This is a genomic window from Pseudoalteromonas sp. Angola-7, from assembly GCF_028599255.1.
Lineage (GTDB): Bacteria > Pseudomonadota > Gammaproteobacteria > Enterobacterales > Alteromonadaceae > Pseudoalteromonas > Pseudoalteromonas atlantica.
The window spans coordinates 26,294-37,598 of record NZ_JAQREL010000010.1 but is presented as its reverse complement, the minus strand read 5'-3'; the positions used below and the strand labels follow the sequence as shown (position 1 = coordinate 37,598).

12 protein-coding genes are annotated in these 11,305 nt (G+C 40.4%); 6 read left to right on the top strand and 6 right to left on the bottom strand.

From position 1 onward, the window contains the following. Positions 1 to 3: 3 nt before the first annotated feature. Positions 4 to 426, top strand: a complete 423-nt coding sequence (locus PSH50_RS13720; protein ID WP_273609763.1) for a type IV pilin protein — start codon at positions 4 to 6, stop codon at positions 424 to 426. Between the two features lie 361 nt (positions 427 to 787). Here PSH50_RS13720 and PSH50_RS13715 read toward each other — a convergent pair whose 3' ends face one another. After that, on the bottom strand, positions 788 to 1,318 hold the full coding sequence (locus PSH50_RS13715) for a GspH/FimT family pseudopilin (RefSeq protein WP_273609762.1): 531 nt from the start codon (positions 1,316 to 1,318) through the stop codon (positions 788 to 790). Between the two features lie 80 nt (positions 1,319 to 1,398). Beyond that, complete coding sequence (locus PSH50_RS13710; RefSeq protein WP_273609761.1) at positions 1,399 to 1,950, bottom strand: GspH/FimT family pseudopilin; 552 nt, start codon at positions 1,948 to 1,950, stop codon at positions 1,399 to 1,401. A 179-nt stretch (positions 1,951 to 2,129) separates the two neighbouring features. Here PSH50_RS13710 and PSH50_RS13705 point away from each other — a divergent pair, with 179 nt between their 5' ends. Beyond that, on the top strand, positions 2,130 to 2,468 hold the full coding sequence (locus PSH50_RS13705; RefSeq protein ID WP_004588371.1) for a P-II family nitrogen regulator: 339 nt from the start codon (positions 2,130 to 2,132) through the stop codon (positions 2,466 to 2,468). Positions 2,469 to 2,578: 110 nt separating this feature from the next. On the opposite strand, the gene PSH50_RS13700 is transcribed toward PSH50_RS13705, so the two are convergent. Then, entirely contained in the window at positions 2,579 to 2,947 is a 369-nt protein-coding gene (locus PSH50_RS13700) for a hypothetical protein (protein ID WP_273609760.1), read from the bottom strand. Positions 2,948 to 2,998: 51 nt separating this feature from the next. Here PSH50_RS13700 and PSH50_RS13695 point away from each other — a divergent pair, with 51 nt between their 5' ends. Together PSH50_RS13695 and ggt are read left to right on the top strand one after the other, a co-directional pair. Continuing rightward, positions 2,999 to 3,541 carry a GNAT family N-acetyltransferase gene (locus tag PSH50_RS13695; RefSeq protein ID WP_273609759.1) on the top strand — a complete coding sequence of 181 codons (543 nt, stop codon included), beginning with the start codon at positions 2,999 to 3,001 and terminating at the stop codon, positions 3,539 to 3,541. 95 nt (positions 3,542 to 3,636) lie between these two features. After that, positions 3,637 to 5,310, top strand: coding sequence for a gamma-glutamyltransferase (gene ggt / locus PSH50_RS13690; protein ID WP_273609758.1), 1,674 nt, complete (start codon positions 3,637 to 3,639; stop codon positions 5,308 to 5,310). Between the two features lie 47 nt (positions 5,311 to 5,357). On the opposite strand, the gene PSH50_RS13685 is transcribed toward ggt, so the two are convergent. Continuing rightward, positions 5,358 to 6,560: an aromatic amino acid transport family protein gene (locus tag PSH50_RS13685; protein WP_273609757.1), complete on the bottom strand. Its 1,203-nt coding sequence runs from the start codon at positions 6,558 to 6,560 to the stop codon at positions 5,358 to 5,360. Between the two features lie 204 nt (positions 6,561 to 6,764). Between PSH50_RS13685 and PSH50_RS13680 the strand changes: the two genes are divergently transcribed. After that, positions 6,765 to 7,649 (top strand): DMT family transporter, encoded by an 885-nt coding sequence (locus PSH50_RS13680; RefSeq protein WP_273609756.1) that lies wholly within the window; start codon positions 6,765 to 6,767, stop codon positions 7,647 to 7,649. 13 nt (positions 7,650 to 7,662) lie between these two features. Here PSH50_RS13680 and PSH50_RS13675 read toward each other — a convergent pair whose 3' ends face one another. After that, entirely contained in the window at positions 7,663 to 8,541 is an 879-nt protein-coding gene (locus tag PSH50_RS13675; RefSeq protein ID WP_024032261.1) for an OmpA family protein, read from the bottom strand. A gap of 200 nt (positions 8,542 to 8,741) precedes the next feature. On the opposite strand from PSH50_RS13675, the gene rnt reads away from it, so the two are divergent. Continuing rightward, on the top strand, positions 8,742 to 9,434 hold the full coding sequence (gene rnt, locus PSH50_RS13670) for a ribonuclease T (RefSeq protein ID WP_273609755.1): 693 nt from the start codon (positions 8,742 to 8,744) through the stop codon (positions 9,432 to 9,434). Here the strand turns inward: rnt and PSH50_RS13665 are convergent. Then, the gene (locus tag PSH50_RS13665) at positions 9,418 to 11,043 is read right to left on the bottom strand and encodes a DUF342 domain-containing protein (RefSeq protein WP_273609754.1); all 1,626 of its coding nucleotides are present in this window, start codon (positions 11,041 to 11,043) and stop codon (positions 9,418 to 9,420) included. The two genes, rnt and PSH50_RS13665, sit on opposite strands and share 17 nt — an antisense overlap. Positions 11,044 to 11,305 lie beyond the last annotated feature (262 nt).

The window sequence follows — 11,305 nt, the reverse complement described above, 5'->3', positions numbered from 1 at the left end:
TTAATGAATAAACAAGCACGCGGATTCACGTTAATAGAGCTAATGATAGCCGTAGCTATTGTAGGGATTTTAGCCTCAATAGCACTGCCAAATTATACTGAGTATGTAAAACGCTCTTCTCGGGCCGAGGCCGCAGCGGCGCTTTTAGACGCTGCTAACAAACAAGAGCAGTACTTTGTAGATAATCGTGAGTACACAGAAACATTTTCTGACTTAGGTATACAAGACACCACAGAAAACGGCCATTTTGAACTGTCGATTGATGTGGATGATGACGACAATACCTTTATAATTACAGCTAAACCTATTGCGGGTGCAGTAAAAGGCGACGGTGATTGCACACAAATTACAATCACTGACACTGGTTACAAAGGCGCTAAAGGAACCAAAGGTAACTCAGATGTTGAGTATTGTTGGGGGCGTTAACTAGGGCGTGTTGAACTTTGATGGTTGAATTTGCAGCAGCATGTTTGGTTTTTAGGCAAGGCAGAGCCTATGAAGTGTGGTTGTTCCCCATAAATAGGCGATAACGCAGCATAAATGCTAAACATGCGCTGCCCTTCGGGTTCTGCCTAGGGGCGATAAACTCTTTGTTGCCTACATGGATGTAGGTAAGGGGCGTGAGCAGGACGCGGAAGCTTTGCTCGGTTTTTACTTATTCTTACATGGATGTAAGTCATTAGAATAACGCAGGAGCAGTTATCGAGCCCACTAGGTTACAAACCTCGCGCCGCGATTTAATCGCCCCTAGATTGAACAAATTTCAATCCGCAAAGGTCAACACGCCCTAGTTGCTCTGACACTTATCGGTTGATTTAACACGTATTCGGCCTGTTTGACTCACAGATAAAGCCAACCCCTCAAGGTTGGCTTTATCTTTATTGGGGCAATATATAAATGTTCCGTTTTGAAAACCATTCAAAGAGCCGTCAGGTCTAAAGGTAATTGCACTACGAGGGTATTGCATAGAATCTGCAACGTGCACTTTTTCAAATGTGCTCAATAGTAAGTCATCGGTGTCTAGTGACGTAGACTTATCGTTATCAATAAACAGCGACATTTGCCCATCCCACTCATCTTTAGTGCATTGATTATCTTTTAAGCCACATAAAGTTACATAAGTGCCATTCTCAATGGCATAAAGGCGGCCATAATTAATGTTTCTGTGCAGCAAACTAACATGATTGTCGGCTCGGTTTTTCGCTAAAAAATCAGGAAAAACCGATAGAGAAATTTGGCTAACAATACTCACAATAGCAATAGATGCCATTAATTCTAAAAGCGTATAACCAGCCTGAGTTTGGGTAGATAACCTCATCCCTGAAGCCCTGAGTCAAAAAATATATTAGCTCAGTGTAGTAAATGATAGAAATATGACAATATAAAGCTGTATATTTTTTAACCGCAAGTTTGAGTTGTATCACCTGTATAAAAAGCTGTCCCCGATTGCGATAAAGTCAGTGCTTTATTATTTTCAGTACCACCATTAGGGCAAAAAACAAAATCACCAGGGTTTGTCGTAATTCTCCCGCTGGTATTAAAACGTAAGCGGCGGTCATTCCCTGTAAAGGTTAACTTGTCGTTATCTGATATTTCTTCCATTACTCTAAGTAATGTATCGGTAGCGCCATTATAGTGCCCGTCGTTATCTACATCGATAAATACAGCTATAATTTTATTCTCGTCCCACTTTTTATTGCAGTTAAAAGTGTCTTTACTATTTTTAATTTTACCTTGGCCAGTAGGGCATAAAACAACAATTTCATCTGTACTGGCAGCTTGTGATCGAGCAAAACTAACATTGCGCTTTAGTTCAAGTAAAAAGCTCTCAGCGCGGTTTTCTTCAAGCATGTCGCTGCTATCCCAAAGAGCAATAGAGGCAATAATGCCCACTATGGCTACTGCCACCATGAGCTCTAATAAAGTTAAACCGGTTTGGAATTTTTTCATATTATTTATACCTACTACATTTGTTATTATTATAGCTAGTTGAGAAAGATTTATAATTTAGACTTATAAATAATTATACCACGCTTGGTTGTTTTATCATCGAATTCAATTGCTTTGTTTGCTATGAACTCCGTGATTGTCTAAAATCGAGTCAACTAAAGCTTTAATAAGTAGTGAGCATGAAAAAAATAGAAGCAATCATCAAACCGTTTAAGTTAGACGACGTACGCGAAGCCTTATCAGATGTAGGTATTACGGGTATGACAGTAAGTGAAGTAAAAGGTTTTGGTCGTCAAAAAGGCCACACAGAACTTTATCGTGGTGCTGAGTACATGGTGGATTTTTTACCTAAGGTAAAACTTGATATTGTGCTAACCGATGAAGACGTTGAGCGCGCTATAGAAGTAATAGTAAAAACAGCGCAAACAGGCAAAATTGGCGATGGTAAAATATTTGTCACTGATGTTGAGCGTGTAGTACGTATACGCACAGCAGAAGAAGACGAAGAAGCAATTTAATTTTATAACGCAAAACATCTTTGTATATAAAGCTAAAAAGGCTGCAAATAGTTATATTTGCAGCCTTTTTTGTAAGATACTAATTTTTTAAATAGTAAAACTACTAAAGCTTATTGCTCTTGAGAATGCGCTTCACGCGCTTCTTCAATTTCTTGTGCAATTTCTTGCGCTTTTTGCTTCGTTTTTTCGGTTAATTCGCCCGCTGCTTCTTTGCTTTTTATCCATGCATCAACAGCAATTTCTTTGCCATCGTCGTACATGTTTAAGCCCATTGCTTTACTTTGTTCAAGTAGCTCATTTAAAGACTCATCGTTTTTAAGATCGTTGGCTTTATCTTTTACATCGTTCCATGTATCACCAAGCTGCTCTTGCATTTGTGCGCTTTTATCTTTTGCATCTTCTTGTACTTGTTGAGCGTCTTCACAGCCCGTAAGAGTAATTAAAGTGCCTAATAAAGCTAAACCTGCTAATTTATTCATGTGCCATCTCTCCTTAGAGATAAATTATTAATTCATGTAAATAGTAGAACAATGAAAATGAACGCACCTGTAACAACACGCTTAAATTTCAAATTAATGAATGAACACGATTGGCCGCTGCTGCATGAACTAGATCAAGACCCAGCGGTAATGAAATATATAAACCGGGGTGTACCGTCGTCATTAAAGCAAATTAAAGAAATTGGGCTCCCCAGAATGCTCGCCTATAAAAATACAAACAAAGGTTGGGGGCTGTGGAAAATCACCCTTAAAAAAGAGGGCTCTTTTATAGGGTGGGTACTTATTAGGCCTATGCACTTTTTTACTCAAACGCCCGATTTTTCCAATATTGAAATAGGGTGGCGCTTTAAGCAATCTATTTGGGGACATGGTTATGCAACGGAGGCGGCTAGTGCATTATGTAACGCCTTAAAAATGCAGCCAGAGATAAAAACGCTATCAGCAATGGCACTGGCCGATAATAAAGCTTCAATTAGCGTTATGCAAAAGCTGGGATTTACCTGGGTTAAAAACTATATACACACTGATGAGCAAGGCGATTTGGATGCTGTTTTATACGCAAAGGCGTTATAGCATACAAAAAATTACTTGTATAAACATTGACCTAGTATTCTATGGTATGCATAAATGAGCCAAGCGAGATTCTAATAATAAAGAAAGGATGTTTTATGGGTTTATTTTTTCGACCAAGCCGGCTCATTGTTAAGAGTGTGTTGATTGCACAATTTTGTATATTTAGCGTGCAGGCGGAGCAAGTTACAAAAAGCGCTGTAGCAATGCCTGACTCGTTTAGTGCAGATACAGCACAGGCTATTTTAGAGCAAGGTGGCAATGCTGTTGATGCGGCTATTGCCGCGCAATTTGTTTTAGCGGTAACGCTACCAGAAGCTGGAAATATTGGTGGGGGAGGCTTTATGCTTATACAAAAAGAGGGTAAAGGCGACTTTATAGACTATCGCGAAACCGCTCCCCAAGCAGCGCACAGAGATATGTATTTAGATGCCAAGGGCGATGTAATTAAAAACAAGTCAATTTATGGTATTCACGCAAGTGGTGTACCGGGGAGCGTAGCGGGTATGTGGCTGGCTCATCAAAAACACGGCACCTTAAAATGGCAAACATTAGTACAGCCTGCGGTTACCTTAGCAGAGCAAGGCTTCAAAGTGCCGCCCAAATTGGCTCAAGGGGTCGCACAATACATTGCTCATTTAGACAAGCAAAATATAAATGTAAATTTTAAACACTACTTTGCAGATATAAAAGCAAATCAGATTTTTAAACAGCCTGAGCTGGCCGCTACTTTAAAGCGCATTAGAGATGAAGGCCAAGATGGGTTTTATAAAGGCGAAACCGCCCGCATTATTGCCAACTTTATGCACCAGCACGGTGGTATTATTAACAAAACTGATTTGGCTAATTACACTGCTGTGTCGCGCAGGCCTATAAAGGCTAATTGGAATGGCTATGAAGTATTAACCTCACCACCACCAAGCTCTGGTGGGATTGCTATTTTACAGTGGTTAAAAATGTTTGAGCTTAAAAAAAGCGAAATGGGGCTGGTACATAACTCTACTCAATATGTACATTTACTTGCTGAAATCGGTAAGAGAGTGTTTGCAGATAGAGCAGAGTACTTGGGCGATCCGGACTTTTTTGACGTGCCAGTAACTGAGCTTACTGATATTGATTACTTAAAAGCGCGCAGTAACGATATTTCTCTAACAGCTATTTCTACCACCGAAAACATTAAACCAGGCCTTAAAGAAAGTGAGCAAACCACGCATTTTTCTATTATTGATAAAATGGGTAATGCGGTGGCCAATACCACAACGATTAATTTAAGCTTTGGTAGTGGCGTTGTGGTTGAAGGTGCTGGCTTTATATTAAATGACGAAATGGACGACTTTAGCGCTAAACCTGGGGTAATGAACGCCTTTGGTGCACTTGGCGGTAAAGCCAATGAAATTCAGCCACACAAGCGTATGCTTAGCTCAATGTCGCCAACTATACTGCTTAAAAACAATAGCGTTAAAATGGTTACAGGCTCGCCTGGGGGCACAACAATTATTAGCTCGGTGTATCAGTCTATTTTAAATGCGGTTGAATTTAATATGAGCGCTGAGGATATCGTTAACAGCACGCGGTTTCATCATCAGTTATGGCCTAAAAATGTGATCAGAACGCACGCAGGGCTTAATGAAAACACAAAGGATGAACTTATAAAAATGGGCTACACACTAGATGAGCGAAGTTTTGGTGACTTGCAGGTTATTGTAAATAAGGACGGTCAGTTACAAGCGGCTTCTCAGGCTACAGGTCGTGGTGAGTCTCGGGTATTTTAACATTTTTAGCTAACCCCTTTAAGCTAAAGGGGTTAGCCTTTACTGTATTAACCAATTGCGGGTACTAATCCCAGCATTTGCATAAATTGGGCTACAATAATTACAATGCCGCACAGCCCTGCAACCGCTAACCCCACATTACCACTGCGCACTTTGTATCCCGTTTGAGGACCCGATTTACGCTGCTTATACACCATAGATACCGGTAAAAATATTGCTAATACCACAAGGGCGATGGCTGCATAGCCAAGTGCCATTATAAATCCCTGAGGGTAAAATAACGCAAATCCTAAAGGGGGAATAAAAGTAATTAGTGCGGTTTTTATTCTCTCTGATTTGGAGTCGCCTTTATTAAATGCATCCGCAAAAAAATCAAATAAGCCTAAGCTAACACCTAAAAAAGAGGTGGCTAATGCTAAGTCGGCAAACAGAGTAACGGCGCTTGTTACCCGCGGATTATGTGCAATATTTGCCACACTCTCTACAAAGCCTGTTAAGCCATTACTATTGAGTAAATCACTTTGCTGCATAATACCTTGGCTAAGCAGTTGCCAAAAAATATAAATCACTAAAGGTAAAGCAGCACCTGCAATCATTACCTTGCGCAATACTTTTGTTTCTAGCCCTACATATTTAACAATTGACGGAATAGAGCCATGAAAACCAAACGAGGTAAAAATAACGGGTAAAGCAGATAAAATCAGCCCTTGCTCAACGGGCATTTCAAGTAAGTGCTTACCTTGTACATAGGGTGTAAGCATATAAAACAAGCTGCCTAGTACTAAAATTTTAATCGTAAACAACACGCGGTTAAGCTTATCTACTTTACTGGTGCCTAAAGTAACCACGCTACCTATTACAATGGCTAAAACTATAGAGGCAATTTGTGGTGCTATGTTTATGCTCAAATCACTACTAATACGCGACTGCAATTGTGCGCCACCCCCAGCTATATAGGCTGCACACAGGGCATAAAATAAAAATATCATCGAAAAGTTAGCAATGTACTGGCCGCGTTTTCCTAACCAGCGCTTTGCTAAGGTGTTTAACGTTGCATCTCTGGGGGCATGTTGGTGGAGCTCTAGCATTAATAATGCGGTGTAGGTCATCAGTAACCAGCTGGCTATTATCAGTGCAAGCGCGGTATTAAATCCAAGTCCTGCAGAGGCAATTGGCAATGCCAGCATACCTGCGCCTATGGTGGTGCCTGCAACAATTAACATGCTGCCTATTGTTTTATTTTTAAGCACTTAACTATCCTAAAATGTGTGAGAGGCACTCAAGATATAACTAGTTACTTAAAACATAAATAGTTTTGTAATAAATGCCGGTAAATAATAATGTAACTATGAATTTACAGCTGTATTTAGGCGTTTATATATACTGCGCATTACTTTCGCGCGTATAATTTACTTTAATAGGGTTTCTATCTCCTCAGTGCAAAGGAATGGCGTGTGCCAGTTAAATTATCTTATTTACTACTTGTCATTATTTGGTGTACTACACCATTAGGTATTGTATGGAGCAGTGAAACAGTAGCGCCAACGCTTGCTGTTTTAATGCGCATGATTATAGGCCTATTTGTTGCTGGGTTAATTGTTGCTATAGCTAATATTCGTGTACCTTGGAGCAAAAACGCGTGTACGTTATACGCATACTCTAGTTTGGGCATTTTTGGTGGTATGTCATTAAGTTACATGGCTGCTACCACAGTACCTTCAGGTATTATTTCGTTAGTGTTTGGCCTTGCGCCTATTCTTTCTGGCTTTTTAGCGCAAAGGTTACTTAACGAGCCTAAATTTAGCCCTATTAAATTAATAGCGCTGAGCTGTGCATTAATAGGCCTATATTTTGTAAGTTATAACCAGCTACAAACCTCACAAGCTCAAGGTATAGGGTTGATGTATGTGTTATTGGCGGTCACGTTATTTAGCTTAAGTGGGGTAATGATCAAACGGGTAAAAATCGCTATTCACCCAATGGCAACCACGTTTGGAGCGCTGGTTTTTGTTACTCCGTTATTTGGGCTGTTATGGTGGATGGTAGATGGGCAAATAAGTACGGTTTATTGGAGTGCTCGCGCGTTATGGAGTATTGCGTATTTAGGTATCTTTGGCTCGATTGTAGGGGCTCTGGCGTATTTTCATGTATTACAAAAGTTAAACGCCAGTACTGTAGCCTTAAGTAGTTTAATCACACCAAGTTTTGCACTAGCGCTAGGCGCACTGCTAAATAACGAACCTTTAAGCCAAGAGCTCATTATAGGCGCCATTATTATATTTTTAAGCTTAACGCTATTTCAGTTTGGCGATAAGCTCATAAAGCGCCGCGGCAGCTAGCAGTTTAAGGCTATTACATTTTTGCTATCTGAATAATTAAACGGCGGTTTTTATTTCGCCCTAAAATATTTTCGTTAGTATCAACAAAGCGTTTTTCACCTAGGCCCGTGGTTTGCACTTTGCCCTCATCAACACCTAAGCTGACCATATAATCTTTTATAGCTTTAGCACGCTTACGCGATAAATCTAAGTTATTCCAACGGCCACCGTAGCTATCGGTATACGAATCAATACTGATAGACTCAATACTGGTATCATTTTTTAAATACTCAGCAATTTTATCTAAGCGCTTTTGCGACTCTTTAGTGAGCTTACTACTATTTGATTGGTAGTTCATTACAGTAAATGAAATATCTTCAAAGCTGTATGGTAAAAGTTCATCGCGGCACTGTAAAAACGCCCAGTAGGCTTGTTTAAAATTAACGCTTGAAATACCAACGGCAATTTTGTCGGCACTATTTTGCCAGTCTTGGTAGTAAAAGGTAGGATGAAACCCTTTTTCAAGTTCAGTTAGCATTTCCCATGCAGTTTTATTACCAAGCTCACCATCAAACTTTTTAAGTAACTTCATCGTGGTTATATCACGTGCGGGCAGGCCTGAACGCCACGCTGGTGGCACCGCCTTTAAACCGGCTATGTCGTAATTGTCGGGGCGCACAACCATATCTAGATTAAAGGTTAGGTTTTTGTTTTTACTCGCCGATGCCTTAAATATGGCTTCACCGTAGTAGGGCACTTCGTGGTTTAATTGGCACTGTAAGCGCGTTGTTTTTATAACTTCCCAATTGGAGTTATCTTGATTTGCGCTGTATTGGCGCATAGCCGCTTGCGATGAATAACTCATCAAGGCGGTGCCAAGGCTTACGCTAATAAAAAACAACTTACACTTCATAAAACGCTCCGGTTAATCTACTAAGCCAATATTTTGGCGTGCTACAAAAGCTGGGAACAATTAATTGCCAATACGGGTAGCAATTATTTAAAAGCAAATAGTATGCCTAAAATATATTAATTAAAAATTTATAAAGCCCTAGCCGAGTCACCCCCAATTTTGACATAATAGTGAGCTTATCCTCATAAACCAAGAAGACTATGGCAAATACTGAGCAAACACTTTTCGCACAACGCTTTCGCGGCTTTTTTCCTGTTGTTATTGATGTAGAAACCGCCGGCTTTAATAAAGAAACCGACGCTTTACTTGAAATTGCTGTATCCATTTTAAAAATGGATGACGAAGGGTTACTCAGCATAGATCATACCGTTCATTTTCATGTAGAGCCTTTTGAAGGTGCTAATATAGAACAGGCAGCCATTGAATTTAACGGCATAGACCCGTTTAGCCCGTTGCGTGGCGCAGTACCAGAAGAGGAAGCAATTAAAGAAATTTGTAAAGCAGTGCGTAAAGCGCAAAAAGCTGCTGGGTGTCAACGCTCAGTTGTAGTAGCACATAATGCTGCCTTTGATCATGGCTTTTTAAATGCAGCCATTGAGCGTAACAATATTAAGCGTACGCCATTTCATCCATTTGTGAGTTTCGACACCACCTCGCTTGCAGGGTTAGCTTTAGGCCAAACGGTACTTGCTAAAGCATGTAGAGCAGCGGGCATTGAGTTTGATAACAGCCAAGCACACTCTGCTCTTTACGATACAGAGCGCACAGCAGAGCTGTATTGTTTAATAGTAAATCGTTGGCAAGAACTAGGGGGCTGGCCATTAGCGCCACTCCCTGAAAGTGACGCTCAAGAAATTGAAAACACTCAAGAGGATACTAAAACGACTGAGTGATTTTTCCCTCAGAAAGTTTTACTAAGTGGGGTGGATAAATACGCGAAAACTGTTTTGTATCTTTTGCTATTTTAAGCTCCACACCTGGGTGCATTATTTCATTAATTTTAAGTCGGCTAGTTGCCAATAGCTGAGAAATTTTTTGCTTAACCAATCTTTTTTGTCGTTGAACCTGCAAAGCGCGTGTTTTTATATGTTGCTCATTAGCGGCAATTTTATCGAGTAGTTGTTGGCGTTGAATAGCAACAGGAATTTTTATCGCTTTTTCTTTAGCTTGTTTAAGCGCCGATGTTTTACTGGCTAATACTTTTTCAAAATCAATTATTTGAGATTGTTTTGAGCGCAATTCATGCCAGTTTTGAGCTAGAAACACACGGGTTTTAGTACCTGCCGGCGCACCTAGTTCACCGGTTTCAATACGCATAGCATCAAGAATATTCCCCCCAATTATTTTGCCGCGCGGGTTACCTGCTTTACCCACACGTATTAAGCGCCTTGCGCTTAAATTACAATGCAATGCTTGGCGTTCTATAAATAAATCTTGCGCACTTTTAATATTACAGTACTGAGCATAGCCAATAGAAATAGTACGCTTAGCAGAAATTTCGCAAGTAAATGCTTCTTCATTTTCACGTTTACGGCCAATAGCGCCGAGCATAATAGTTACTGCACTTTGGCTTTCAATCGTGCCTGATTCAACAAACCCTAATACAGTAATATCGCCATTGGCTTTAACCCGCATACCGTCTTTTACATCACCAGAGATAATTACACTACCATCAAAATCAACGTGGCCTGTACTTACATCTACATTATGAAAACATAAAACATCGTCAACCCGCATGCCCCTAGGTAAGGCCACAGGCACGCCTTTACAATCAGCAATTAGCATGTTTGGGTTATTAGGGTCTATTTTTGTGCCTTCAAAGGGCTGTAATTGATGCTCTTTACCAGGCGTTGCCTTAATCATATCGCCAAAAACCGTATAGCCATCTTCACCTGGTGTAGCAGCTACACGCTGCATTAAAGGAGTGCCGGGTTTTACCGTAATAATAGCGCCAAGGTCTTTCATATCCACCTTGCCGCCTTCTTTTGCTTGGGGGCTAAGTACGCGGTCTTGCGCAGTAGAGCAAAGGCGAACAAACCTCGCATCACTGCCTTCTTTGGGGTTTCGGCCATGGGCCACAATAGCGTTATATGCTGTACCTGCAGGGTGAGAAAACTGCTGTCCTAAAAACGTATCAAGTGCGCGAGGGCTAATGCCTTTTTTCACGCCAGCTTCAGCCAAAGCGGCTTGAGCTGCCTCCATAGAGAGTAAAGCACCGCCTCTGGCCGTGGTAAGCGTTGCCTCTGCAACCATGTTTTTTTCATCAACGTTAATAACAAGGCTCGCGTCCGTGGCCTTGGCAATTACTAATGATTCTTGCTGATAATTTTTACTCGGTGAAAATAACTTCCCAATATTGCCAGAGAGGACTTCAAACTCGCAATAATCCGACTGTTCAAGCAGCTCAATAAGTTGAGCACTCGTTACCGGAAATCCATTATCAATAGGGTGCGCAGATAACGCCAGCTCCCCCGTTTGTTCATTAAATAAAAAAACCGACATTTATAAATTCCCTACGTAATATGCCTGTTATTATGATTATTATTTTTACTACTAAAGTCTTATGGTTAGTGTAAAATTTAACTCCTTATTTGAGCACAACTTGAACAGTATGTTAAGTAAATGTTCAGTATTTGTTTGCTTTTTTACAAACTTGTGCTTGTTTACTGTTCAGTTGATTCAGTTAGCTAAAATAAAAGTGTCACACCCCTTGAGTATCAGACGTTTACTCAGTTATACTGCCCTCACTGAAAGAAATTCATAT

Excerpts from the sequence above, each read along its gene's own strand:
- PSH50_RS13715 (WP_273609762.1), bottom strand. The coding sequence starts at position 1,318 with ATGAGGTTATCTACCCAAACTCAGGCTGGTTATACGCTTTTAGAATTA.
- PSH50_RS13675 (WP_024032261.1), bottom strand. The coding sequence starts at position 8,541 with ATGAAGTGTAAGTTGTTTTTTATTAGCGTAAGCCTTGGCACCGCCTTG.
- PSH50_RS13665 (WP_273609754.1), bottom strand. The coding sequence starts at position 11,043 with ATGTCGGTTTTTTTATTTAATGAACAAACGGGGGAGCTGGCGTTATCT.
- PSH50_RS13705 (WP_004588371.1), top strand. The coding sequence starts at position 2,130 with ATGAAAAAAATAGAAGCAATCATCAAACCGTTTAAGTTAGACGACGTA.
- PSH50_RS13695 (WP_273609759.1), top strand. The coding sequence starts at position 2,999 with ATGAAAATGAACGCACCTGTAACAACACGCTTAAATTTCAAATTAATG.
- rnt (WP_273609755.1), top strand. The coding sequence starts at position 8,742 with ATGGCAAATACTGAGCAAACACTTTTCGCACAACGCTTTCGCGGCTTT.
- PSH50_RS13720 (WP_273609763.1), top strand. The coding sequence starts at position 4 with ATGAATAAACAAGCACGCGGATTCACGTTAATAGAGCTAATGATAGCC.
- ggt (WP_273609758.1), top strand. The coding sequence starts at position 3,637 with ATGGGTTTATTTTTTCGACCAAGCCGGCTCATTGTTAAGAGTGTGTTG.
- PSH50_RS13700 (WP_273609760.1), bottom strand. The coding sequence starts at position 2,947 with ATGAATAAATTAGCAGGTTTAGCTTTATTAGGCACTTTAATTACTCTT.
- PSH50_RS13710 (WP_273609761.1), bottom strand. The coding sequence starts at position 1,950 with ATGAAAAAATTCCAAACCGGTTTAACTTTATTAGAGCTCATGGTGGCA.